The following is a 25287-nucleotide window of genomic DNA, read 5'->3' as shown; positions in this document are numbered from 1 at the left end:
TCGGCCGCGCGACCCGGCCGGCCGACCGCCGAGACCTATTTCGCCGAGCCTGCCCAGCGCCGCACCCGCAGCAACGGGCGGGAGGGCGAACAGGCCAAGCCGCCTACGTCGCGGCCAACTACCGCAGCTTGCAACAGTGACCGTCGACGGGCTGTGGGATCCCACCCGCCACGCCTGAAACGGCGGTGGGAGTCAACAGCCTCCTGCCCGCACCAGCTAGTCATTGCCCCCGAGCTGCGGGGCGGAGTCGTCAGCGAGCCGCCGGCGCTCCTTCCTGTGTCTCACTGACTGCACGATCATGAGGGTCCCGCCCCAGCCCCCAGCGACCCAGATCCACCAGGGGTGGACGGCCTCGAAGCCCTGGTCGAGTCCGAGCACGATCCACACACCGAAGCTCAAGAAGCTCACGATGAACCAGGCGCGGACGGCGTCGAGCATCCACGGCGGTCCCATCGCGGTCTCGGCCCGTGCATTCTCGGGGAGTAGTTCTGTTTCCCCGGCCGGCGTTGGTGGCCTCTGGGGCAAGTCGGCGGTGAGCGTATGCAGCTCACCGTAGGTGGTGGCGCTGTACGCCTTCTGAAGTCGCGTGTCGAGCTCGTCCGTGCTCAGCCTGCCCTCCGCGTAACCGTCGCGGAGCTGCTGCGCGACCTGCTCACGATCCCGGTCGCCGGCACGAAGGAGGTCGCGCCGTTCGGATTCAGGCATCCTGATCACATCCACGAAGGGCTTGTCGCGACTTGACCAGCATCTTACCAAGATGTCAGGCAGCTGAGCGAGAGCGCGCCACCGGCTGCAGGTCGCTGAGCAGGCCGACGAATGGCGCCGCATCACACCATGTTGCCCCGCCACCCGGCCAGGGTGTTGAGCAGTGCGTCGAGGTCCGCCGCGCTCTCAGCGACTGCTGAGCCGCGGTGCTCGCACCACGCTGCCAGCGCTCGCATCGGTATCACTCAGCGCAGGGCTGCCGTTGCCCACACGTGGGGCGCTGACCGGTTGCGACAAACTCCCGGACCGCATCGAGCGCGGCCCTTGACGGCCACCTCGGCACCGACGGGCTGAACGAAGTGGTGACCGTGCCACGTGAAGTAGTCGACCTCGCTTTCGTTGGACCCGTTCGCGGGTACATACTCCGTACCGTCCTCGGCCTCCCACGTCAGGCACCCGACGGCGCCGTTCACACCCGCGACCAGACCAGCGGGCGACTCCGTACCGGGCAGCAGGTGCCGGACCACGCCGCCCGCGCGGTCCGGGGCCAGCCCGTCGTCGAGTCGGCGCATCATGAGCACGACGCCACGGCTTGACGTCGGCGAAACCGAAGTCGGGATTCTTTACATGTCCCCGAAAAAGTCCGACAAGAGGCTCATGAGCGGCTTGGAAACACGCGCGACGCACGCCGGAGAGCACCGCCACGACTCCGCGCCCTGGGGTTGCGGCAGGAACGACACCGCCACCACTTGCGGAGTATCCGTTTCGACTCAGGCGATCGTCATCGACTACCCGGCCCCGGTAACGGCCACTGGTTCGATCCCGGCATCGCGCACCACCTGTTTCAGGGAGGACGTCGCAGGAGATGACCTGGCCCTACCTGTAGTCGCCCACATGTGTTCACCGGAAACCAACGACTCCGGGCGGGTTCGTAACCATCACTGATACGGCGCCCGCGGGCTGCTGACGACTGCCACCCGCGTCGGGGTGGCGCCCCGGACCCTGGCGCAGTCGTGGGACAACGCCGTCGCTAGATCCTGCGCATCGGCCTCGCCTTTCCGCAGGTTCGGGCCCGTCGAAACGCTCACCGCTGCAGTGATACGCGCGCCGATATCGGGATCGAGTACGCGGATCGCCCTCCATCTCGTTCGGAGCATCGCGATCCTGTGTCATAGTTGAACCATGCACGAACTTTTGCTGGACCAGCCCGTCATTGCCAGCATTAAGGACGAGTCCGGACTTCAGGCTGTCGCCACGGCCGATCCGCAGGTCACTTTCCTGCTGTACGGGTCGGTTCTGACGCTGCCTGATCTGGTTGAGCAACTGCGCGCCACCGGTAAGACCGTGCTGGTCAACGTGGACTTGGTCGAGGGACTGGTGAATCGGGACGTCGCCGTCGACTTCGTCGCTGAGCGGACGCGGGCCGACGGCGTACTCAGCAGCAAGGCGAGCATCGTGCGGGCTGCCAAGGCACGCGGGCTACTTGCCGTTCACCGCTTCTTTCTTGTCGACTCGTTCTCCTACCACAACCTCGGCAAACAGCTGGCGATCTCTAAGCCCGATTACATCGAGATCCTTCCTGGCTGCGTACCGCGCGTGATTACTTGGATACGGGAAGAGACCGACGTCCCGATCATCGCGGGCGGGCTCGTGTGCGACAAGGATGACGTGGTTGCGGCACTGCGTGCGGGAGCCACTGCCATCGCGTCGTCCAATGTGGGCGTTTGGGCTATGTGACGCTCACCCTCCCGCCGACGCCAGCCAGTTGAACAGCGGATCGGTGTAGGTTGGCAGCTCACGGTAAACCTCCTGCAACCGCCGGTAGTGTTCGTGGGCCTCGCGGGAAGGCGTGAACTCCTCGCCCGGTCGCACCATCGCCGCCACCGCCTCGTCGAAGCCGCCGAATAGGCCCAAACCCACACCTGCGCAGATCGCCGATCCCAATGCCGCGCCGCCCTGCGCACGTCGCGCCGGCCGGTCGAACGCGTCGGCGATGATCTGCATGAGCACATCGGATCCGGCACCGCCACCGGACACCAGTAGCTGTTCGAACTCCGTGTCCAGCTCCGCAGCCATCGCATTCCCGTTGCCGCACATGGTCAACGCGATCGCTTCGAGCACGGCTCGGTACATGTGAAACGGGCCCTGCGTGCCGTCGAACCCGAGGAACGCTCCCCTGCGGAAAGGCGCTCCCACCGGAGCAAGCCAGTCGAGAACCGCGATGAGGCCGTCGCACCCGGGCGGCACGGTACCGGCTCCCTCGTTGAGCCAGGCTTCTTCTCCCAGCATGTCGCGCAACCAGCTGACCGTCCACATGCCGCGGCGGATGCCATGACTCTCGTAGAGGTACTTCTTCGGGCGGCATGCGAAGTTGGTCCAGAACGCGTCGGCGTCGTGGATGTTCCTCGTACCGGTGGTCATGCCCGCGATGTAGGTGCCGAGCGACAGCAGCAGCGTACGCTCGTCGCCGAGGCCACCGCCGAGCGCTTCCACCGCCTTGTCGTTGGCGGTGGCGAACACCGGCACCCCCTCCGGCAGGCCGGTGTGTGCCGCCGCCTCCGCCGTCACCGTCCCGAGCTCGTCGCCGGGGTGGACCAGCTCGAACAGCATCTCGCGCGGGATGTCGGGTTGGTCTTCCCACGCCCACGTGTCGGTGTCGATCGGCCACATTCCCTGGTAATTCGCGGCAGTGTCGCGGAACTGCCCGGTCATCCGGGCTGTGATGTAGCCCGAGGACGCGGTGACGTAGTGGACGTCGGGGTTCACGTGCACATACGGCCGAGAGACGCGCTCGTCCATCCAGCTCAGCACCGGCTGGGCGAGTGTAGCGTCGGGGCGCAGCAGTGCACGGCAGAACCTGATCGTGCACAGTCCGACGCCGATGATGTCTTCGGGCTCACCGTTGAAGGCCACCAGCGCCGCGCGCGTGGCCGCGCCGATCGAGTCCCACAGATCGTCATCGGGATGCTCGACTACGCCAGGCCGGGGTGTGTCGTTGGGGCGCAGCGGAACGCGGGCGCGCGAGTGCACCACGCCGCGTTCGTCGAACACGGTGACCTTGGTGCTTTGCGAACCGTTATCGATGCCGATCAGGTATCCGGTCATCAGCGGTTTCCAGCAGGGAAGATGGTGCCCGGATTCATGATGCCGTTGGGATCGTACACTTCTTTGAGCTTGCGCAGGATCGGATATGCGCTGCCGTGTTCTTCCTCGGTCCACTGCGCGCGGTACTTGCCGATGCCGTGGTGGTGCACCATCGATCCGCCGCGCGCCAGCGTCTCCTCAACGATGATCGCGTTGAGCGGGATGTGGTACTTCGTGATTTCCTCGCGCGGCTCGCAGTCGATGTCATAGTCGTAGACGAAGTACATGTTCGTACCGGTCTGATAGCTGTGCGAGGAATGCCCGCCCAGCATCGTGATGTCCTGGAAGTGGGGGTACTCCTTGGTGATACGGGCAATCACGGCCTCGTAGATGTCGCCGATCACAGACCAGTTCGCCGCCACCTCGGTGGTGTAACCGAGGTGGCGCTCAGCGAGCATCGTCTCGTGCTCGGCGCGGATCTTGTCCGGGCCCCAGTTCAGGTTGTCGAACCATTCGCGGATCAGCTCCGGCGCCACCCGCTCGTGCGGTTGCCTGCCCACCACTCGTTCGATCTCCGCGCTTGTCGCCTCCACCAGTCCGGCGGGCCCCTCTGCGAGGAACACTGCTACGCATTTGCCCCCGGCGAAGTGGGAGAAGTGCTGCGCGGCGTCCTGCTCGGAGTAGACCCGCGCGACCGAGGGGCGGAAGCCGTTCGTCACGATCTCACGCAGGATCTCGATGCCGGTGCGCACGTCATCGAGCAGGTAGCCGTGGAAGCGATTGTTCTCCGGCTGGTACTTGAACAACTTCACCGTGACTTCGGTGACGAAGCACAGCGCGCCCTCGTTGCCGATCACGACGTGCCGGATGTCCGGGCCGGCGGCACGGCGCGGCACGTTCTTGATGCGGCCGACGGTCCCGTCCGGGAACACTGCTTCCAAGCCGACGACCATGTCCTCGATGCCGCCGTAGAGCGTGGAGAACTGCCCGATCGAACGCGTGGCGACCAGCCCTCCCATCTGCGCGAGCGGCTTGGATTGCGGCGAATGGCCGGTGGTCAGACCCAGTTCCCGCACGCGTTCCTCCAGCAGTTCGAGCGACACCCCGCACTGCACGGTGACCTGCATGTCGACCGGGTCGACGTGCACAATCTCGTCCATTTCGGACCCATCGAGCACCACGGTGCGCTCGAAACTGGTCTCGAGTCCGCCCTCAGTGCCGGTACGTCCGGTACGCGGGACGATGTTGACACCGTGTTCGTTCGCGAAAGCCAGCACTGCGGCGACCTGCTCCGTGCTGCCGGCGCGCACGATGGCGATCGGGAACGGCCCGTCGTAGATGCCATGCACTGCCGTGTACTTCTTGAACCGGTCGACACTGGCCTCGCGCAGCAGCCGCTCGTCGGTGTCCACGCGCTCGGGCCCGGCGATCTCTCGCAGCCGTTCGATGATGGCGGTGGTGTCCATGGTTTCCTTCGCTCCGTTCCAATTGAGGTTCATCGGGTGAGGTAGCCGCCGTCGACGGTGAGGACGTGCCCGTTCACGTAGTCGGATGCCCGGCTCGCCAAGAAGACCAGTGCGCCCATCAAGTCTCCCAGCTCGCCCCAGCGCCCGGCCGGAATGTGGTCGAGCACGCGCTGGTTGGTGACCGGGTTCGCGCGGGTCTGCGCAGTGATCGGCGTGGCGAAATAACCGGGGGCGATGGCGTTGCACTGAATGTTGTGCGCGCCGAGCTCGTCACAGTAGGCCTTCGTGAAGCCGACGATGCCGTGTTTGGCCGCCGCGTACGCGGGCGACATCTGGCCGCCGAGGAAGGAGAACAGGGAGGCAACGTTGATGATCTTGCCGTGACCCTGCTCCACCATCTGCCGTGCAGCCACCCACCCGAGCTCGAACGGTGCGGTCAGATTGAGCGCCACCATCGGATCCCACTCGTCGCGGCCGAACTCCGCCACAGGTGCCAGCTTGGAGATGCCCGCGGAGTTCACCAGGATGTCGACCGATCCGAGAACGTCCACGCAGGACTTCACGACCCTACCGGGCGCACCTTGCTCGGTAAGGTCGATCTGCAGCGTCTCGAACCGGGAACCTGCGTCCTCCACCAGCCGTCTGGTCTCGCCGTCGTCATCGATCACGCTCGGCACGTACACGTTCGCACCTGCCTTGGCCAGGGCAACGGTGAACGCTTGCCCGAGACCGGTGTTGCCACCGGTGACGATCGCGTTCCACCCGCGCAGCGAGAAGAGATCGAGGGAGAAGTCTCGGATTTCCAACGAGAAGCCTTTCATCGCATGGTCGGTCAGGTCAGGGTTGGGGTGAGCCGATCCGGCTCGGCAACCGGTTCCCGCCGCTGCACCCACAGGGTGACCGAGGTCAGGACCAGGCCCAGCACGCCAACGACCGCTAGGAAGCCGAACAGCGCGGTGTAGCCCCCGTTCGGAGCCGTGCCGGCGGTCGGATCGCCGATCCAGCTGGCCACGAGACCGGGCAGGAACGCATCCGGCAGGTAGGCAAGCCCCGAAGCCAGACCGATCACGCCGCCGCGCTGATCCTCCGGGATGCGCGCCTCGGTGATGCTCGCCCAGTACACACCGCGACTGGCGAACACCATCAACGACAGCATGAACATCAGAGTCACCGCCGCCCACTGCAGCGCGGCCGAACTGGGCAGTATCAGCAGCACCACGACGCACAGCGTCGCGCCGGCGAAAGTGAACCGCAGGAACCGCGGCGTGGACCGCGTCACCTTGTCCACGCAGAATCCGCCGAGTGGACCGGCGACGAACTGGAAGACGTAGCTGCGCACCACACCGAGGATGCCGATCAGCCCGGCCGTGACGCCGAAGTCGTGTTGCAGCATGGGCGAGAAGTAGCCGAGCGTGGTGTAGAAGCAGTACATCAGCATGATCGTGCCGCCGAGCAGCCAGGTGTACTTGTTCCGCGCAGCCGAAATCAGCTGGCGAATCGACAGGGCCGAGCGTTCACCGTCCGAGACGCGGTCCGCCTGGCCGCGCAGTGCGAACCAGATCAATGCGGCGAGCACAAGGCACAGGCCGCCGTAGATCGCGATGAGCACGAGCACCCCGACGGTCGGGGCCAGTGCGACACCGACCAGGTACGCGCCAAACCCGCTGATCAGCGTCGACGTGACACCGCGGATCGCCTCCAGGAAACCGAACAACCTGCCTTGCTGTTCGGCGGGACCGCACGAGCCGATCACCTTCACCAGTGCGGGCCAGTAGAGCGCCATTCCGGCGAATGCCATCGCGACGTGCGCGAGCAGCACCGCGGCGTAGCCTGGGATGGTGGTCAGTGCCATGTCTGCGAGGCCGGTGATCACCAGCGCGGCGACAACCAGCGTGCGCGGGGCGAAGCGGTCGGCGAACCAACCTCCGACGAAGTACATGACCGCGGCCACGGCGCCGAACACGGACATGATGTCGCCGTATTCCTGCGCGGTGAGGCCGAGTGCGTGGTAAGTCGGCTCCAGGAAAACGAAACGAATGTAGGCGACCTGGAAAACAACACCACCAGAAATGCACAGCAGCAGATAGCTGAACCGCCTCCGCGCATCGTTCACCCGGACCACCTCACTGTGGGTATTAGGACACAAAAAAAGAGAACAGCATAGCCCGGGGTCAAAATCCGGGTTGCTGTTCTCTGCATCTTTAGCAACGTTTATTCGATTATGAGCGAGTAGGATTCTAACCATAGGAATCCGACCGCGTCAACACCCATCCACCTGCAGGTTTACCCGTGCCCACATCGATCCCGCAGTCGATGGGACGGTCGCCACAAGACGACGGATCGCCCTGGATGGCTTGCCGGCACGTATTGACACCCCGAAAAATACTCCCGTGCTCGGTACTCAGCCCGACAGGAACGCGTTCCAAGACCGGAACAAAAGGCCGTTGGGGGTGGCTGTCCGAATCTGCTCACGAGGGGTTGCCCGTTTGGGGGTTCTTGCCGCCGTTCTCGAGGAGGCCCGCGCTCCCCTACGGCTGCGCACTCGCACGCTCGACCAACCCGCAGCCGGCGAGGTAGCCGTGAGGATTGTCGCAACCGGCGTGTGCGCCAGCGATGCTCACCATCAGCGAGCGCATCCGCCCGCTCGGCATTCGTTTCGAACCACTCGAGCGGCCCACTCCTCATTCCCGGGATGCCGCCGCCTCGTTCAGCTCGAGTCCGGATCGCTCAGCTCGCACTGTGTGCTCATTGGCCGCCGCCGGCGGACCTGTCTGCGGTCGCTCCGACATCACGTCTTTCGCGAAGGCGACCGCGACGGCGATCACGATGACGAGGAACGGTGCCGAACTGACGATCACCATCTGCTGGAGCGACTCCAGCCCACCAGCCGCCAACAGGGCAATGGCCGCCGCGCCGGTCACGGCACCCCACAGCGCCAGCACCCCGCGCGACGGTTGCTCCGTACCGTGACTGGTGAGCATTCCCAGCACGTACGTGTTCGCGTCGGCGCCGGAGATGAAGAACAGGATCACCAGCACGATCGTCACGATCGATGTGATGGCGGTCAGCGGCAGCGAGTCGAGAGTCGCAAAGAATGCAGCGTTCGTGTCCTCCGCGGCTGCGGCCCCGATCGCCGTCTCGCCACCCATGTCGCGATTGATCGCCGTACCACCGAAGGCCGTGAACCACGCCGTGAACACCACAGTCGGCACGAGCAGCACCCCGGTAACGAACTCGCGCACTGTCCGTCCCCGCGAGATACGGGCCAGAAAGACCCCGACGAAGGCCGCCCACGACAGCCACCACGCGAGCATGAAGTACGTCCAGTTCTGCATGAAGCCCAGGTCTCCGCTCGCCGGCGTGATGAGGCTGGTCGCGACGAGCTCGCTGAGGTACCGGCCGACCGACTCCACGTACAGGTTCGCCAAGTAGATGGTCGGGCCGACGATGAGGACGAACACGAACAAGGCCCCACCGAGCCCCATGCTCGCCTCGGACAGATAGCGAATCCCCTTGGCGACACCGGTCAAGGCCGACGCGGTGAACAACAACGTGATGACCGCGATGATGGCGAACTGCACCGGCAGCGAGTTCGGGATGCCGAACAGACTCGTCAGCCCTCCGTTGATCTGCAGAGCCCCGAGGCCGAGGGAAGTCGTGGTGCCGAACAACGTCGCGATGACGGCGAACACGTCGACTCCTTTACCCGCAGCTCCCTCCACACGGCGCCCCAGTAACGGGCGCAACAGCGCGCTGACGAGCCCGGGCCGCCCCCGGCGGAACATCGACCACGCCATAGCCAGCCCGACGACGGCGAAGATGCCCCAGGCATGCAACCCCCAGTCGAAGAACGAGAACTGCATCGCCGTGACCGCCGCGCCGGAGGTCATCGGTGCTGCGAGCCCGTGAGGCGGGGCAGCGAGGTGGCTGATCGGTTCCGCCACCCCGTAGGAGACCAGGCCGATCCCCATGACGGCTGAGACGATCATCGCGTACCAGGTGACACGACGGAACGCCGGTCGATCGTCGTCCTTTCCCAAACGCAACCGGCCATACCGGCTGCATGCCAGCACGAGAAGGAACACGAGGAAGCCGAGCGACGCCGCCAAGTAGGCCCACCCGAGCCCGCGCGTGATCCCGTCGAGAGCCGTGGCACCCGCTACCGCAAGCGAGTCACTCGCGACAGCGCCCCAGACGACGATCGCCAGGGCCAGCGTGAGCGAGACGTACAGGACAGGTCCGGGACGCCGGCGAACCGGCGGCACGGTCAAGAAATCGGACATCGTTGTCTCCGTCGAGATTCTCCGTGGGACCGCGGGAAGGAGCGTCCGCGCCGCATCCCGGTTCCGGGAGTGCGCATGACGCGTCAATGTGGCATGCAAGAAGACGACTGGTCAATGCCAACCCGGAAAGTACGAAAGACCCTCATTACCCGGAAATTGGGAGTTTTCAGCGGTGACAAGCGTAGGAAGGTAGACGTCTTGACGCCGTACAGGGATCCGCCGTAGCTTCTCTTGCATGCAAGAACCTACCGAGGTTGTCGGGCGGAACGGGGCGCAGGCGCGGGTTCTGGCCGGTGTGCGGAGCGCGATCATCGAAGGTCGGCACGCTCCCGGCGAGCCACTCTCCGAACTCGCCCTCGCCGCCGAGTACGACGTGTCGCGGACTCCGGTTCGAGAAGCGCTCAAGCAGCTCCAGATCGAAGGACTGGTCGAGGTCCGCGCACGAGTCGGCACGTTCGTCCGTTCCCCGAGTCGGCGCGAAGTCGTGGAGCTGTTCGAGCTCAAGGAGATGCTCGAAGGCATGGCCGCACGACTGTTGGCCGCCCGCGGGCCGGTGCCCGTCCTGGACGAGATCGAGGACAACCTCGAGCGCTCCGGGCGGGCCGTGGCACAGGGCGACACCGAGGACTACGCGCGCCTCGTACACGGCTTCCACGAACTGCTCGTCGTCGGGGCCGACAACTCACAACTGGAATCGCACTACCGGACGCTCATGAACCAGCTCGCCTACCACCGGCTGGTATCCGCATCGCTGACCCGGCCCGGCCGACTCGGCGCATCGCTGGCAGAGCACCGGAACGTGCTGGAGCTGATTCAGGAGAAGGACGGCTTCGGAGCCGAATTCGCCATGCGTGACCACGTCCGTTCCAGTGAACGGGCGACCCTCGCCGCCGACGACCCTCTCGCCGGAGGCACGCCGCTGCGGAAGGAAGTGTGACATGCGGTTCTCGATCTTTCACAACATCGGAGCGCCGGGTCGGCTCGACGACGTCGCGACAGTCCTCGACGAGGTCCGAGAGGTCGCGACGTTCGCCGACAACGCGGGCTACCACTCCATCTGGTACACCGAGCACCACTTCGGACACGAGGGCTTCGAACTCGTCCCGAATCCGCTGATGGTCGGAGCCGACATCGCGGCGCGCACCTCCCGCATCCGCATCGGACAAGCGGCCAACATCGTCACGTTCTGGAATCCGATGCGCCTCGCCGAGGACATCGCGATGCTCGACGAGCTCTCCCGCGGCCGCGTCGAGGTCGGTGTCGGACGCGGTCTGTACGGCCGGGAGGCGATGAACCTCAACCCGCTCGCCGACCCTCGAGACCAGGAACAGAACCGCGAGCTGTTCGAGGAGACGATCGACATCCTCCGCAAGGCGTGGAGCGGCGACTTCTTCTCCCACAACGGACAGTTCCACCAGTACCCAGCGCCGGGTGTGTCCTGGGACCATCCACTCTCCCCAGCCTCCCCGGAATTCGTCGGCGACGACGGCACGATCTCCGCCATGAAGGTCGTGCCGAACACGTTCCAGGACCCTCACCCGCCGCTGTCCCAGGTCATCGACAGCCCTCGGTCGATCCAGAGTGCGGCCAGAGCCGGCATGAACGGCATGTTCTGGATGCCACCCGTCTCCGAGCTGAAGGGCCGGTTCGAGCTCTACCGCGACACGCTGTCGGAGGCCACCGGCGTCGAACAGGACCTGGGCACCGGGCTGTCGCTCGTCCGCGACGTCTACGTGGCGGACACGATGGAACAGGCCCGCGCGGACTTCGAGGAAGCGCTCCTCACCTCGTATCGTTGGGTGTGTCACTGGCGAGGGCTCGGCAATCTGCGTGAGGTCGGCGAGGACATCGCGGGTCGCGAGCTGGACTACGATTTCCTCGCCGAGCGCAACCTTCTCGTGGGCACGCCCGACTACGTGGCCGAGAAGGTTCACGAGCTGCAGCAGGAACTGAACCTGCAGGACCTGCTGTTGTGGACTACGCACCCCGGCATGGACCACGGCAAGGTGATGCGCAGTTTCGAGCTGTTCACCGAGAAGGTCATGCCCCAGTTCGCGGAGAACCCGGCGTGAGTAGGAGTATCCGCCGGATCGTCACGGTGACCGACGAACCGCTGCACGAGGCGGGAGAGCCGGTCCGAGTGCCGGTGCGCCGCGTCGCAGCCGTCGCCGTCGTTTCCAACCCATGGGTCGGCCGCGGGGTCCTGAACGACCTGTCCGCAGAGGTGTCGGCGCTCGCCCCGGAGATCGCACACGCCCTGTCGGACCGACTGGTCTCGGCGCTGGGCGGCGCCGAACACGTCGAGGCGTTCGGGAAGGCCGCCCTGGTCGGTGTGAACGGAGAAATCGAGCATGCCGGCGCACTGATCCACACACCGTACTTCGGCGACGTGCTGCGGAGGCGCACGGACGGCGAATCGATCATCGTCTTCGCCGATCAACGAGCCGGGGCCGGAACTTCCCTGCCGGTGCCGATCTGGCACAAGAACCACGCGTCCACCCGGTCGCACTACCAGACCGTTCCGGTGCGGGTTCCCGATGCGCCGCGGCCCGACGAGATCGCGGTGATCGCCGCGGCGTCGGACGGACCTCGTCCGAACGCGCGCATCGGCGACCGGCGCACCGACACCGCGCTCGCCGATCACATCCTGACCGGTCATCCCGTCGCTGCTGAGAAGGAGCCACTGCCATGAGCACCGTCCGCGCCATCCACACGATCGTCGACGAAACCCACATCGAAGGGGGCAAGCAGGTCGACCCGCCCGCCAGGGTCGCGGTCGTGCTCGCCGCCGTCGAGAATCCCTGGGCCGGTAAGGGCTTCGTCCAGGATCTCCAGCCCCTCATCGACGAAGTCGCACCACAGCTGGGCAAACTGCTGAGCGACCGCGTGGTCGGCGCTCTCGGCGCTCCGGTCGAAGCCTACGGAAAGGCCGCGATCGTCGGGTTGGACGGCGAGATCGAGCACGGCTCCGGTCTGATCCACACACTCAAGTTCGGCAACCACTTCCGCGACGCCGCACAGGCGACGACGCTGCTGCCCGCGGTGGAAAAGCGTGCCGCCGCAGGCTCGACGTTCGACATCCCCCTCAAGCACGTCACCGATGCGACGATCCGCTCGCACCACCAGACGGTCGAGGCACGGATGCCGGACGGGCCCCGTGCGAACGAGATCGTCATCGGGCTCGCCGCCGCCGCGCAGGGCCGTCCGCAGGCCCGGCTTGCCCCGCTGACCTCGGAGCAGTGAGCATGCCGGCCGATGTCGTCCTGCTGCACGGTGTGGGGCTCGACCACACGATGTGGCGGCGTGTCGCCGGCCCCCTGTCAGCCTCCGCGCAGCGAGTGCACACTCCGGACCTGCTGGGGCACGGAACCGCGTCCGACGCCGACGACGGCACCACGCTCGCGGATCTCGCCGCACCGATCACGGGCCTAGTCGGCTCGCTGCCTAGTCCGGCCCACCTGGTCGGATTCTCACTGGGCGCACTCGTGGCCACCCGCGTGGCACTCGACCGCCCGGACGAGGTGGCGTCGTTGACACTCGTCAGCGGGGTCGCCGACCGACGCCCCGAGGAACGCGCCGCCGTGGACCGACGCCTGGCCGCCGCCGAATCCGACCTGGCCGCGACGTTCGACGCCGCGATCGATCGCTGGTTCTCGCCGCGGTGGCGCCGAGCCGAACCGCGGTTGGCGGCGGAGACCCGTGCGGTACTCGCGGCCAACCGGCCGGCGAGCTACCTCGCCTGCTACCGGATTTTCGCCGAAGCGGACGCCGAGGTGTGGCCGGAGTTACCGGACCTGGTTCCGCCGGTGCTGGCCATCACCGGAGCCGACGATCCGGGATCGACACCTCGCATGTCCGCAGCCGTGGCCTCTCGCGTACCGAACGGCCGCTCCGCGACCGTTCCGGGAGCGCGCCACCTCCTGCCGTTGGAACGTCCGGACATGGTCACCGCAGCCGTCCTCGCCCAGATCGAAACCCGAACCTTCGCCGTTGCTGGAGAGACAACATCATGAGCACCACAGCTGCTGCCCAGTCGTCGTCCACCGGTTCCGCGCGCCTGCCACGGTGGGAGCACCATATTGCGGGAAAGGAAACCGCACCGGCCGACGGCCGCTACTTCACCAGCGACAACCCCACTACCGGCGAGGCCTGGTACGAGGCCGCGCGCGGCACAGCCGCCGACGTTGACCGTGCCGTAGCAGCCGCGCGGAGTGCATTCGAGTCGCCGCACTGGCGCAGAATGTCGCAGACGACGCGCGGCGCCCTGCTGCGCCGCGTCGGTGAGCTGGTCGGCCAACACGCCGATCGTCTCGCGCGCATGGAGTCGACCGACAACGGCAAGCTGCTCCGCGAGATGACGGCGCAGCTGGCGGGCTTGCCCGAGTATTTCCATTACTACGCCGGTCTCGCGGACAAGATTCACGGCGAAACGATTCCCGCGAGCAACGTCGACGTCCTCAATTACACGAGCCGGGAACCGGTGGGCGTCGTCGGCGCGATCACGCCGTGGAACTCACCGCTGACGCTGACGGTGGCGAAACTCGCCCCACTGCTGGCCGCGGGCAACACGGCCGTGGTGAAACCGTCGGAACACACCAGTGCCTCGATGCTGGCGCTTGCGCCACTGTTCGAGGAGGCGGGCTTTCCACCGGGCGTCGTCAACGTCGTGACCGGCATGGGTGACGAGGCGGGAGCGCGGCTGGTGGATCACCCCGACGTCGCGAAGCTGTCCTTCACCGGCAGCACCGCGACCGGAGCGTGGATCGCCGAACGCGCCGGCAGGCGGTTGATCCGTGCGGGTCTGGAGCTGGGAGGCAAATCGCCGCAGCTGGTGTTCGGCGACGCCGATGTGGCGAGTGCCGCGAACGGGGTGATCGCGGGGATCTTCGCCGCGGCCGGTCAGACCTGCATTGCCGGTAGCCGGGTGTTCGCCCACCGCAGTGTCTACGACGAACTCGTCGAACGGGTCGTCGGCAGAGCACGGACCATCCGGATCGGCGACCCCTTGGCGCCCGAGACCGAGCTGGGACCACTCGCCATGCGTGCGCAACTGGCCAAGGTGGAGGATTACGTCGCTGCAGGGCGCGCCGAGGGTGGTCAGGTCGCGCACGGCGGCAGGCGTCCCGAGATCGGGCTCGGCGGCTGGTTCCACGAGCCCACCGTGTTCACCGACCTGCCGAACGACGCCCGAATGTGCCGGGAAGAGATCTTCGGCCCGGTCGTCGCGATCATGCCTTTCGACGACGACGCAGAGGCTCTGCAGCTCGCGAACGACACGGCCTACGGCCTGGCCGCGGGTGTCTGGACCACGGATCTCTCACGCGCACACCGTGCCGCAGCCGCACTCGACGCAGGGACCGTCTGGGTCAACATGTACCGCGCCATGTCGCCGATGTCGCCGCGGTCCGGGTTCAAGGCTTCCGGACTCGGCGTCGAGCACGGCACCGAGGTGATTCGGGAGTACACACGGTTGAAGAGCGTCTGGATCAACACCAGCGACGAACCCGCCGGCGACCCGTTCGTCCTGCGCTCCTGAAGGGAGGACTCATGAGTCTGAGCACGACCGTCGCACCGAACGGAACGGTCGACACCGATGCCGTGCGCGCCACGTTCGCCCGGTTTCCCAGCGGTGTGACAGCCGTCTGTGCGCTTGACGCCGACGGAACTCCGACCGGGTTGGCTGCCAGTTCGTTCGTGGGTGTCTCGCTTGATCCGCCACTGGTCGGCGTGTGCGTGCAGTACACGTCCACGACGTGGCCGCGGCTGGCGCACAGGCCTCGGTTGGGACTGTCGGTGCTCGCCGCTTCACAGGACCGGACGTGCCGCCAACTCGCCGCAAAAACCGGCGACCGATTCGCAGGACTGGACTGGCATGCCACCGACGACGGCGCGCTCCTGCTGCAGGGCGCGACCGCATGGCTGGACTGCTCGATCGAACGAACCGTTCCCGCCGGAGATCACGAGTTCGTGCTTTTCCGGGTGCACGAACATGGCAGCCAGCCGCAGCGCGGCCCACTCGTGTTCCACGCAAGCGGATTCCACACCCTGTCCCGACTGGAACACGCATCGTGACCACACAGATCGACCGGGTGACTCAAGCGCCCGACGCATCCGACGTTCCGTCCGCGCTCTCCGCGTTGCGCTCAGGCAGCCCCGTGCTGCTGGTGAGCCGCGAACGGCCCGAGGTAGCCGACGTCCTGCTGCCTGCCGCGCTGGCCGAAGCCGACCAGGTCGCGTGGATCGTCAGGCACACGTCCGGGCTGCTGAGCACCCCGATGCCCGCCGACCGTGCCGACGCGCTCCACCTTCCCCCGATGGTCGGGTCCGTTCAGGCGCCGGATACGGCGGCATACGCGGTATCCGTGGACGCGGCGGACGGGATCGGCACCGGGATCAGCGCTCGCGACCGCGCTCGCACAGCACGGGTGCTCGCCGACCCTGATTCCAGCCCGGATGCGCTGTGCCGTCCCGGACACGTGCTCCCCGTCCGCGTGGGAACTGCCGCGTCGTCCACCCCGCATGGAGCGGCGGTCGCACTGTGCCGGGAGGCCGGGCTTCCCCCGGTTGCCGTGACCGCGGGACTGGTCGCCGGAGAGGACAACGCTGTGACCACCAACGGGCCGGGACAGTGGGAGGTCGTCGCGCTGGCAGACCGGCACGGTCTGCCCCTTGTCGACGTCGACGACGTGTGGTTCACCAGCCACGGTGCCGAAGCCGCACCTGGCGCATCGCTCACAGCCCGACCATGCGGGACGCTCACCACGGCGCACGGAGCCGTGTCGGTCGTGGAGTACCGGGACGAGTTAGTCGGCGTCGAGCACCTCGCGATCCACCGCGACCTCGCGGCCGCACCGCCCCGCTTGGCGGTACACATCGGATGCGCGGTCGGGGACCTTTTCGGCAGCAGCGCGTGTGCGTGCCGCGCGCGTCTCGACGACGCAGTCGCCGCGACCGCTCGATACGGCGGCCTGCTGGTGTACCTGCGCGCCGGAACCGACCCTGGACTCTGCGGCCGCGCCTCTGGTGCTGCCAGCGCTCCTACCCCGCTCGTCGCGACTGTCCTGGCCGATCTCGGGGTATCCCGGATCCAGCTGGACCGCGATGCCCCGATCTCTCCGCGGTATCTGATGACGCGGGGCATCGAGGTCGTGGCCGCCTGACCCGGCCAGCCGTTCGGTCCGAGCTACTCGAACACGGCCGCCAGCCCGGCAGAGCCGATCAGGGACGTGGTCTCCACGGGGGGGGTGGCCGATACGGCTGGTCCGGGGCGCCGCCCGGCGGCTGCGGCGGCTCTGCCATCGAGCCCGCCGTCGTACCGAGCGGACGGCGCGCACCTGTTGTCAGTCGCGGCCCATACCGTAGAACTCGGGGTTCGGCCGCATGTCGGTGACATTCGCGATGCGGTTGGAAAGACTGAAGAAGGCGGATATGGCGGCGATATCCCAGACGTCCTCCTCGGTGAAGCCGTGCGAAGCCAAGGTAGCGAAATCTGCTTCGGACACCGCGTAGGCCTCAGCCGAAACCTTGATCGCGAAGTCGAGCATGGCCAGTTGCCGCTCGGTGATGTCGGCCTTGCGGTAGTTGGCAGCCACTTGGTCGGCGATGAGGGGATCCTTGGCTCGGATCCGAAGTATCGCGCCGTGAGCGACCACGCAGTACTGGCACTGGTTGAGGCTGGACGTGGCGACAACGATCATCTCGCGTTCCGCCTTCGTCAGGTTCCCTTCCTTCTCCATCAGCGCATCGTGATATCTGAAGAATGCGCGGAACTCCTCCGGCCGGCGCGCCAGCACGAGGAAGACGTTGGGGACGAAGCCGGACTTCTCCTGCACCTCGAGGATTCGCGCCCGAACGTCGTCGGGCAGGGTATCGAGCTCAGGGACAGGAAACCGGCTTACAGCGGTCTGCTCGGTGCCAGTCATGATTCGGGCTCCCTCAGCTCGTTGGGGTTGTTCCACGACCCTGCCCACGTCGCCATCCTGGCCCGTTGACACGCTGCGCACCACCGCCATCCGTCCGACGACGGCCGGCACGTCCCCGCGGCTCGAAGTCAACCTGCCACCCGAACTGTCACATCTCCCTCGTCCCACCGCCCGACGGGAGCGCGATGGCCGGCAGCTCGGAGACCGCGCAGCTGCACAGCTCGGCCAACCATATCGGATACGCAGTCCGCGCACCCGGCTGCCGACCACATGCCTGCCAGTGTCATCGCCGGCGAGCTGCCGGGTACACCGTGAGCGATGACAGCGACAAGCTCGTACTCATCTCGCCGTGGCTCGACCTCACCATGACGCCCTGCCGTGGCGGCGCAGCGACAGGATGGCACGCTCACACGTGGTCTCGTGGAATAGTCGAGCTCCAGTTCAGCGACGTGACACGTTCACCGTTGTGATACGCGTCGAGCTGGGCGTGCAGCACGAAATGCTCCGGAGTGGAGGTCAGGATCGTGCGCGTGTCCGTACGCACGTGCCAGCCGCCCCTGGCGAAGGCGACCCGCCAGACGGTTTCGCCGCGCACCGTGGTGAAGTCGTCGCCGACCCACCGGTAGCGTTCCTCGCCGCGTTGCGACACCTCCAGGTCGATGTCCTCGAACCGCTCGGTACCGGAATCCTTGACGACCTCGAGCTGCGACGCGTAGTCGACGAGATCCCGCGACACCTGCCACCGGTGCTCGCCAGGCCGCAGGGCCGTCGTGCCGCGACGCGGCGCCCCTTCCGGCGGGTCGAACGGCCGGAGCGTGACCTCATCGGATTCCTCGACCGGCCGCGTCGGCAGGATCAGCGTGCTCGTGTCGGGGTACACGGTCAGCTGCACCGGTTTCGGTGGTGGCCACGCCAACGGCCAGTACGATGTGGACAGTGACAGCCGGATGCGGTGTCCCGTGGGGAAGGTCTGGGCCACTCCGTTGAGCGCCAGCGACAGCCGGTACCGCTTGCCGGGTTCGAGCTTCTCCGGCCGCGCGTGCGAATCACGGTGTGTCAGGTTCAGCAGTCCGTAGGTCACCCGGGTCGCCCTGCCGTCCTCGGCCACATCGGACAACCGCGCCGCGAGCATCGCCACGGGACGGTCCACGGAGATCTCCAGCTCCACCTCGGCGGCGCCGAGGATCTCCCACGGTTCGGTCAGAGTCTCGGTGTCGAACACCAGCGAACCGCCGTCCTCCTCGCGCTGGTCGTAGGGCAGGTCCGGCGGCGCGCTGTAGGAGCACCACTTCCCGGCGAACTGGCCGACCGACAGCGGCGACTGCAGGACCAGACCGTCCGGTGAGGTCGGCCCACCGCTGTCGTCGTCGGTGAGGATCCCGTGGCGGCGCAGTGGAAGCCGTTGCGGTTGCACGTGCGTCGACGGCCACGAAGGCTCGCCGACCCACCGGCCGGGCCGCTCCTCGTACGCGGTGGACGGCGGCACGCTGTCTTGCATCCACACGCGCAGCATCGGCTCGTCCATCACCGCGTTGTCCTCACCTTTGAGCCAGTGGTCCCACCAGCGCACCAGCTCCTGCAGGAAGCCGATGGCCGGGCCGGGATCACCCAGGTGCGGATACTTGTGCGACCAGGGTCCGATCAGTCCTTTGCGGGGAACTTCGAGGTGCTCCATCAGCCGGAACACCGCGTTCGAATAGCCGTCGGCCCAACCGCTGACGGCGAGGACCGGACACCGCAGTGAACCGGGGTCCTCGCAGATCGAGCCATGACGCCAGAACTCGTCCCGCCGCTGGTGACGCATCCAGTCCTCGAGCCACAGGCCGCTGCCGTGCAGGCGCTGCTGCCACATGTCGAACCAGCGATCCCCCACCAGCTCCGGATCCGGCGGCGTAGAGGTCTGGGCGAACATGGTCGAGGCCCACGACAGGTTGTCCCCGAGCAGACACCCGCCCATGTAGTGCACGTCGTCGGCGTAGCGGTCGTCGGTCGAACACACCGTGACGACGGCGCCGAGACTCTCCGGTCTGCGCGCGGCGACCTGCAGCGCGTTGAAGCCTCCCCAGGAGATGCCCATCATGCCGGTGTTGCCGTCGCACCAGGGCTGCGCCGCCAGCCAGGCCAGCACGTCCTCCGCGTCCACGAGTTCCTGTTCCAGGTACTCGCCGGTGAGCACGCCCTCGGAGTCGCCGCTGCCGCGCAGGTCCACCCGCACGGCCGCGTAACCGTGGCCCGCCAGGTAGGGATGGTGGATCGAATCGCGTTTGGCCGTTCCGTCCCTCTTGCGATACGGAATGAACTCCAGAATCGCGGGGACCGGGTCGTCGTTCGAGGACAACGGCCGCCACAGTCGTCCTGCCAGCCGTGTCCCGTCCGAGACCGGGATCCAGAAGTGCTTTTCCTCGGTCACCGTGTGGGGAAGACTGGTCACTTCGTGCATCGCAAGGCACTCCCCTTCGGTCGGGTGCGATGTCGCTTCGGCGGGCCGGTCTTCGCGGACGCTGGTCACTTCCCGTGCATGCCGCTGTCAATCGTCGAATTCGAACGGGAGGAGCTCGAGGCAGCGCTCGTACTTATCCTTCAGCTCCCGTTCGTCGGCGGCACCGACGTGGACGGTGGCGTAGGCGTAGCTGTAGCTGTCCTGCTCGCGCAGCTCGGAGAGCCGTTCGCCTTCATCGACCATGAGCTCGGCCCTGCAGCCGGGCAGCGCGCGCTCCACGTTCGCCAGTTCCTCCGCCGTCGGCACCCGCCGTGCGAGTCCGTCCGAGAACCGCCGGACGAACCACTTCGCCGCAACCCGGTACGGACCCTGCCGGTACGGCAGGTCGGGGTCGGCGCCGACCGCGAGACGCAGCACGCACTGGTGATTCGGTACGCCGTCGACCAGGTCGAAGAGGATGGCGTGCGACTGCGAGTGCCGCGGGTTGATCTCCAGTAGGGTGATCGCACCGGTGTCGGGGTCCCAGAAGTACTCGATGTTGAACGGCACCGAACGCAGCCCGATGTGCTCGACCACGCGCCGCGAGAGGTCGGCCAGGTGGGTCTGCACCTGCTCCGGCAGTGACGACGGGTACTGATAGCGCTGGAAGCTGGGCGTCCCGGGATAGTCGTGCGAATCGACGATGCCGTAGACGTGCACGCCGTCGCCCGCGTCGTAGCCCTCGACGGTGACCTGCCTGCCCCCGACGGCCTCCTCCGCCAGACATGTCTGCCCACCGAGCCGTGCGATCTGTTCGGGCAGCTCGGCGTGATCGAGGACGACGTCGAACGGCTTACCGACGCGGTCGATGCCCTCACGGATGCGGGCCAGCGCATCCGTGAAGCCGGCCGTGTCCTCGATCCGGAAAGCCAGCTCCGACGAGAACGCCTTCACAGGTTTGAGCCAGAACGGGAACCCGACGTCAGCGGGCAGCTCGGCCGCGTCCAGCGGCACGGCGGCGAACCGGATACTCGTCGATCACCTCGGACTGGACCACGCGGCTCCAGTACTTGTGTTCGCACTTGAGTACCGACTCCAGCGTCGCCGCCCGCAACCCGCGCTCCCGGCACAGGATGGGCACCATCGAACTCACCGGGAAGTCCCAGTACCCCACGATCGCGTCCACGCTGCCGTCGAACTCGGACAGCTGCCGCCGCGCCTTGTCGAGCAACGACTGCATCGGCAGCCGATCAGCCTCCACCAATTCCTCGGCCGACAACAGCGGCCGGAACCGATAGTCGGCGAAGCCCGCGACATCGTGCAATGTGCTCAGGTTCTGCTCGTCGAGTCCGAGCACGAAGATGTTTCCGGCCATGCTCGCCGGATACCCGGCACCGGGCGCAGCACACTCCCGCCGCCGCGCCGGGCACCAGCGCATCGCACACGCACCTCGTAGCCATCGTCGAGTGGAACGGCGCCGCGGACGGCGGAGGTGACTGGTCCGGTCCTACCCGATCACCGGTCGGCCAGTGCCATGAGCAGTTCTGCGATCAACGCGGTGCGGCCCGGGACGTGGTCGAGCAGCACGTGCTCGTGCCGCGCATGGGCGCCGCCGCCCACCGCGCCGAGCCCGTCCAGCACCGGCCTGCCAAGAGCCGACACGAAGTTACCGTCACTCGCACCACCGACACCGACCTGCCCGAGCTGCCAGCCGGCCTCGGCCGCGATGCTCTCCGCGATCTCGAACAGTTCGTCGGAACCCGGATTGCGCACCATCGGCGGCCGGTTCCATTCACCCTCGACCGTCACGCTCGCCCGGCCGTCGGACGTCCGCAGCGCCGCGAACGCCGCGTCGATCCTCGCCATCTCGTCGGGCTCCGACACTCGCACGTCGATGCCGCACGTCGCGGACCCCGCGACGACATTGCAGCCGGTGCCGCCCTCGATGAGACCGACGTTCACGGTGGTGCCCCGCTCCCGGTCCCCGAACGTCGCGATCTGCCCGACCAGCCGCGCGAGCTCGTGGATCGCACTGACGCCGGCGTCGGGATCGAGCCCCGCATGCGATTCCACACCGGTGACCGTGACCTCGAACAGCCCGACCCCCTTGCGCACGGTCTTCAGGTCGCCGTCCGCCGACGCCTCGCACACCAGCGTCGCACGCGCGTCCTCACTGAGCCGTTCGATGAGCGGCCGTGCGACCGGACTGCCGATCTCCTCGTCACCGTTCAGCAACAGCCGCACCGTCGGACGCGGCATGCCGAGCTCACTGAGGCACCGCAACGCCCACACCGCCTGCACGAGACCGAGCTTCATGTCGAACGCACCGGGCCCGCTCACCCGGTCGCCCTCCACCGTGAACGGCCACTCGGTCAGCGTCCCCACCGGCCAGACGGTGTCGTAGTGGCACAGCACGAGCACGGTCCCCGGTGCGGTTCCGGGATAGGCGACCTCCAGTGCGTCCCCGTACTTGCCGCCGTCGTGCAGCCGCCGCTCGCCCGGCTCGCCGAGCCGTTCGGCGAGCCACCGCTCGATCGCCGCGATCCCTGCGCCCAGCAACGTCTTGTCGTCGCTGGGCGTCTCCAGCTCGACGAGCGTGCGCAGGTCGGCGGTCATGTCGGCCAGCGCGCGCTCCGTCCAGCCCTGAATGGTCAACTCCGACACGGTCTCTCCCCTCCTCGTCAGCGCACGGGTGCGCCGGGTCCGAGCGGGATGCCGATCCCCCACCAGACCAGGAACAACAACGTCCACGCCGTCAGCACGCTCAGCGCGATCGGCAACGTCAGTGACATCAGCGTCCCGATGCCCGCCTGCTTGCGGTACCGCTGCAGGAATCCGAGCGCCATGGCGAAGTACGGGCTCATCGGGCTGATCAGGTTCGTGCCCGAGTCGGCGATGCGGTACAGCGCGAGCGTCGTCTCGGCCGGGACGTTCAGCAGCAGGAACATCGGCACGAACACGGGCGCGATCAGCGTCCACAATGCGGACCCGCTGGTCAGCAGCACGCCCATGACGCACGCCGCGACCAGCATGCCGAGGAACATCACGACCGTCGGCACGTCGGCGTGGTCGAGCAGCTCCGCCCCGCGGATCGCGACGACCTCGCCCATGTTCGTCCAGTTGAAGTAGGCGATGAACTGGCTCGCCGCGAAGAACAGCACGATCACCGGCGCCAGGTCCCGCACGCCCTGCGCCATGGCGACGGGGATCTCGCGAGCCCTCGTCAGGCTGCCGGTCGTGCGGCCGTAGACGTACCCCGTGAGCAGGAACGTCAGCCCGAGCACGACGGCGATACCGGTGACCACGGCGGAGTCGAGCACCCCGCCGTCCTCGCCGCGCGCCGGCGAGGACGGCGGGATCAGCGCGGCCGCCACCACGACGACGATGCCCAGCAGCACCCAGCCCGCGTTGCGCAGCCCCTTGCGCTCCGCGTCGGACAGCGTCATCGAGCCGAGTTCCTCGTCGACCCCGTCACCGTCGACCTCGATGCTCTGCGCTCGCCGCGTGAGCACGAACTCGGTCACGGCGGTGATCACCAGCGCGAGCACGATCGCCGAGGACGCGGTGAAGAAGTAGTTCGCCAGCGGGCTGACGACGTGACCCGGCTGGACGAGCTCGGCGGCACTGGTCGTGATTCCGGCGAAGAGCACGTCGCCCGCCGTGATGAACACCGATGCGTCGTAGCCCGCGGCGATCGACGCGTACGCGACGACGAGACCGAGGATCGGGCTGCGCCCCGCCGCTTTGAACACGAGCGCACCCAGCGGCACGAGTACGACGTAGGCGGCGTCCGAGGCCACGCTCGCCGAGATCCCGGCGAGCGACAGCGCGAAGGTCAGGTACTTCGGCTGCACCCGCGTCACCGTGCGCCGCAGCAACGCCGTAAGCATGCCGCTGCGTTCGGCGACCGCGACGCCGAGCATCACCGCGACGATCAGCGCCAGCGGCGGGAACGACGCGAAGTTGTCGACGGCCTCGCCGAGCATCATGTGCAGGCCGTCCCGGGACAACAGGCTGGTGATCTCGACCCGCTCGCCGTCGGCGGGCGACACGGCGAACACGCCGAGGGCATCCAGGATGCCGCTGAGCACGATGACGACACCCGCCATCAACACGAACAGCCAGAACGGGTGCGGCAGCTTGTTGCCGACGCGCTCGATGACACCGAGCAGTCGCAACAGCCACCGCAGCGGCCGCGAGGTCTCCGGCGGCCCCGCGTTCGTCTCCGTGGAAGTCAACGAGGGCCCCCGATCGCCGTAGGTGGGAAGTTGCCTGATTAGAGAACCTAACGAACGGTCTAGTCAAGTTACGAGTTGGTGTCGCATGTTTCACGCGCAGCAACCCGCTTGAGTGCTAGTTTCATTCGGTGAGCACTGGGGAGTTGGCGAGCGCCGGAAAGCTGGAGTCCGGGGATCTCGATCTCGTCGCCGCGCTGCAGGTCGCGCCGCGTGCACCGCTGGCCGCGATCGCCTCGACACTCGGTGTCTCGTCCAGCACCGTCAGCAGGCGGATGGCACGGCTGGAGGCCGACGGTGTGCTCCGTGTCATCGGGCAGCTCGACTGGTCGGTGACCGGGCACGGCAACCCGTGGCACGTGTGGGTCAACGCGGGTGCGGGCAGTGCCAGGAAGGTGGCCGCCACCATCGCGGAGCTGCCGGAATCGCAGCTCGTGGCCACCACCGCGGGCCGTGCCGACGTCTACTGTGCGGTGCAGGCCGCGAGCCAGGACGCCGTGCAGGACCTGCTCGGTGAGCGGATCGCCGCTATCCCCGGAGTCGACTCGGCGCACAGCGAACTGGTGCTGCGCGGGGTCGCACTGGCCGACTCGTGGCGGCTGCCGAGGCTTTCCGACGATCAGCTCGCCGCGCTGCGCGCGCACGCGGAGGCCGACGACGTCAGGACCGAGCCGCCCGGCGAGCTCACCGAGGACGCACTGCGCGTGGCGAGGCTGCTGCGCGAACACGGCAGAATCACCGCCGCACAGCTGGCCAGGGAACTCGGCAGCACCCAGTCCACCGCCTACCGCCTGCTGCACACCCTGCTGGACCGCGGGATCGTGCGGCCGCGCGTCGAGATCGAGCCCCGGCTACTCGGCTACGGCCTGGAAGCGGTGATCGCGCTGACCGTCGCACCGGGATCCATCCGCACCGTCAGCGAATCCCTCGCCCGTCACACCTCGGCGCGTTACGTCTCCATCGTCGCCGGCAACTCGTCGGTGATCCACCAGGGAGTGTTCCGCGACGAGGACGGGCTCGCGGAGTTCCTCACCAGCGATCTCGGCGCGCTGCCCGGAGTGTTGTCGTTCGACGTGTCGGTACTGCTGGATGTCCGCAAGCGCTACTGGCGGGATCGGACGACCGTGCGCTGAGGACGGGTCGGGCGGCGGGAGCACGAATACGGGCACGGCT

The 25287-nt window shown here is 67.3% G+C and carries 23 protein-coding genes; 10 read left to right on the top strand and 13 right to left on the bottom strand.

What is annotated here, in order from left to right; all coding sequences use genetic code 11:
- Positions 1 to 216: 216 nt before the first annotated feature.
- The gene (locus LY40_RS10465; protein ID WP_258936662.1) at positions 217 to 720 is read right to left on the bottom strand and encodes a DUF1707 SHOCT-like domain-containing protein; all 504 of its coding nucleotides are present in this window, start codon (positions 718 to 720) and stop codon (positions 217 to 219) included.
- Positions 721 to 950: 230 nt separating this feature from the next.
- Complete coding sequence (locus tag LY40_RS10460; RefSeq protein ID WP_258936661.1) at positions 951 to 1280, bottom strand: hypothetical protein; 330 nt, start codon at positions 1278 to 1280, stop codon at positions 951 to 953.
- A 607-nt stretch (positions 1281 to 1887) separates the two neighbouring features.
- Here LY40_RS10460 and LY40_RS10455 point away from each other — a divergent pair.
- Positions 1888 to 2442 (top strand): glycerol-3-phosphate responsive antiterminator, encoded by a 555-nt coding sequence (locus LY40_RS10455; protein ID WP_258936660.1) that lies wholly within the window; start codon positions 1888 to 1890, stop codon positions 2440 to 2442.
- Positions 2443 to 2445: 3 nt separating this feature from the next.
- Here LY40_RS10455 and LY40_RS10450 read toward each other — a convergent pair whose 3' ends face one another.
- From LY40_RS10450 to LY40_RS10430, 5 genes are all read right to left on the bottom strand, one after another.
- Positions 2446 to 3810 carry an FGGY-family carbohydrate kinase gene (locus LY40_RS10450; RefSeq protein WP_183783876.1) on the bottom strand — a complete coding sequence of 455 codons (1365 nt, stop codon included), beginning with the start codon at positions 3808 to 3810 and terminating at the stop codon, positions 2446 to 2448.
- Positions 3810 to 5201, bottom strand: coding sequence for an FAD-binding oxidoreductase (locus tag LY40_RS10445; RefSeq protein WP_258936659.1), 1392 nt, complete (start codon positions 5199 to 5201; stop codon positions 3810 to 3812). The genes LY40_RS10450 and LY40_RS10445 overlap by 1 nt, the downstream gene beginning before the upstream one ends.
- Before the next feature lie 83 nt (positions 5202 to 5284).
- Positions 5285 to 6076 (bottom strand): SDR family oxidoreductase, encoded by a 792-nt coding sequence (locus LY40_RS10440; protein WP_258936658.1) that lies wholly within the window; start codon positions 6074 to 6076, stop codon positions 5285 to 5287.
- An 11-nt stretch (positions 6077 to 6087) separates the two neighbouring features.
- Positions 6088 to 7500, bottom strand: a complete 1413-nt coding sequence (locus LY40_RS10435) for an MFS transporter (RefSeq protein ID WP_258936657.1) — start codon at positions 7498 to 7500, stop codon at positions 6088 to 6090.
- A gap of 436 nt (positions 7501 to 7936) precedes the next feature.
- The gene (locus tag LY40_RS10430) at positions 7937 to 9538 is read right to left on the bottom strand and encodes a BCCT family transporter (RefSeq protein WP_183783870.1); all 1602 of its coding nucleotides are present in this window, start codon (positions 9536 to 9538) and stop codon (positions 7937 to 7939) included.
- A gap of 235 nt (positions 9539 to 9773) precedes the next feature.
- On the opposite strand from LY40_RS10430, the gene LY40_RS10425 reads away from it, so the two are divergent.
- Genes LY40_RS10425 through LY40_RS26380 form a run of 8 tightly spaced genes read left to right on the top strand, consistent with a single transcriptional unit; the run spans position 9774 to position 16698 of the window.
- Entirely contained in the window at positions 9774 to 10475 is a 702-nt protein-coding gene (locus LY40_RS10425; protein WP_183658693.1) for a GntR family transcriptional regulator, read from the top strand.
- A gap of 1 nt (position 10476) precedes the next feature.
- A complete protein-coding gene (locus LY40_RS10420) occupies positions 10477 to 11610 on the top strand; it encodes an LLM class flavin-dependent oxidoreductase (protein WP_258936656.1) in 1134 nt (377 codons plus the stop codon).
- Positions 11607 to 12230 carry an amino acid synthesis family protein gene (locus LY40_RS10415; RefSeq protein ID WP_183783866.1) on the top strand — a complete coding sequence of 208 codons (624 nt, stop codon included), beginning with the start codon at positions 11607 to 11609 and terminating at the stop codon, positions 12228 to 12230. The genes LY40_RS10420 and LY40_RS10415 overlap by 4 nt, the downstream gene beginning before the upstream one ends.
- Positions 12227 to 12781, top strand: a complete 555-nt coding sequence (locus LY40_RS10410; RefSeq protein ID WP_183783864.1) for an amino acid synthesis family protein — start codon at positions 12227 to 12229, stop codon at positions 12779 to 12781. Before LY40_RS10415 ends, LY40_RS10410 begins: the two co-directional genes overlap by 4 nt.
- A gap of 2 nt (positions 12782 to 12783) precedes the next feature.
- A complete protein-coding gene (locus tag LY40_RS10405) occupies positions 12784 to 13551 on the top strand; it encodes an alpha/beta fold hydrolase (RefSeq protein ID WP_258936655.1) in 768 nt (255 codons plus the stop codon).
- On the top strand, positions 13548 to 15074 hold the full coding sequence (locus tag LY40_RS10400) for an aldehyde dehydrogenase (protein ID WP_258936654.1): 1527 nt from the start codon (positions 13548 to 13550) through the stop codon (positions 15072 to 15074). Before LY40_RS10405 ends, LY40_RS10400 begins: the two co-directional genes overlap by 4 nt.
- Positions 15075 to 15085: 11 nt before the next feature.
- Positions 15086 to 15610 (top strand): flavin reductase family protein, encoded by a 525-nt coding sequence (locus tag LY40_RS10395; protein WP_258936653.1) that lies wholly within the window; start codon positions 15086 to 15088, stop codon positions 15608 to 15610.
- Positions 15607 to 16698 (top strand): 3,4-dihydroxy-2-butanone-4-phosphate synthase, encoded by a 1092-nt coding sequence (locus tag LY40_RS26380; RefSeq protein WP_183783856.1) that lies wholly within the window; start codon positions 15607 to 15609, stop codon positions 16696 to 16698. Before LY40_RS10395 ends, LY40_RS26380 begins: the two co-directional genes overlap by 4 nt.
- A 180-nt stretch (positions 16699 to 16878) precedes the next feature.
- Here LY40_RS26380 and LY40_RS10385 read toward each other — a convergent pair whose 3' ends face one another.
- The 6 genes from LY40_RS10385 to LY40_RS10365 form a co-directional block, all read right to left on the bottom strand.
- Positions 16879 to 17460: a peroxidase-related enzyme gene (locus LY40_RS10385; RefSeq protein ID WP_258936652.1), complete on the bottom strand. Its 582-nt coding sequence runs from the start codon at positions 17458 to 17460 to the stop codon at positions 16879 to 16881.
- A gap of 406 nt (positions 17461 to 17866) precedes the next feature.
- Positions 17867 to 19900 (bottom strand): CocE/NonD family hydrolase, encoded by a 2034-nt coding sequence (locus LY40_RS10380; protein WP_258936651.1) that lies wholly within the window; start codon positions 19898 to 19900, stop codon positions 17867 to 17869.
- An 87-nt stretch (positions 19901 to 19987) separates the two neighbouring features.
- Complete coding sequence (locus LY40_RS10375; RefSeq protein ID WP_308216703.1) at positions 19988 to 20893, bottom strand: ATP-grasp domain-containing protein; 906 nt, start codon at positions 20891 to 20893, stop codon at positions 19988 to 19990.
- Positions 20862 to 21254: an ATP-grasp domain-containing protein gene (locus LY40_RS26110; protein ID WP_307876693.1), complete on the bottom strand. Its 393-nt coding sequence runs from the start codon at positions 21252 to 21254 to the stop codon at positions 20862 to 20864. Before LY40_RS26110 ends, LY40_RS10375 begins: the two co-directional genes overlap by 32 nt.
- A 140-nt stretch (positions 21255 to 21394) precedes the next feature.
- Entirely contained in the window at positions 21395 to 22543 is a 1149-nt protein-coding gene (locus LY40_RS10370) for a M20 family metallopeptidase (protein ID WP_372497754.1), read from the bottom strand.
- A 17-nt stretch (positions 22544 to 22560) separates the two neighbouring features.
- Entirely contained in the window at positions 22561 to 24117 is a 1557-nt protein-coding gene (locus LY40_RS10365) for an AbgT family transporter (protein WP_258936650.1), read from the bottom strand.
- 128 nt (positions 24118 to 24245) lie between these two features.
- On the opposite strand from LY40_RS10365, the gene LY40_RS10360 reads away from it, so the two are divergent.
- On the top strand, positions 24246 to 25247 hold the full coding sequence (locus LY40_RS10360; RefSeq protein ID WP_258936649.1) for an Lrp/AsnC family transcriptional regulator: 1002 nt from the start codon (positions 24246 to 24248) through the stop codon (positions 25245 to 25247).
- Positions 25248 to 25287 lie beyond the last annotated feature (40 nt).

It is taken from the genome of Prauserella salsuginis (assembly GCF_024648885.1).
Classification (GTDB): Bacteria; Actinomycetota; Actinomycetes; order Mycobacteriales; family Pseudonocardiaceae; genus Prauserella; species Prauserella salsuginis.
Note: the sequence above shows the minus strand (reverse complement) of the source record. Positions and strands in the feature narration are given on the sequence as shown.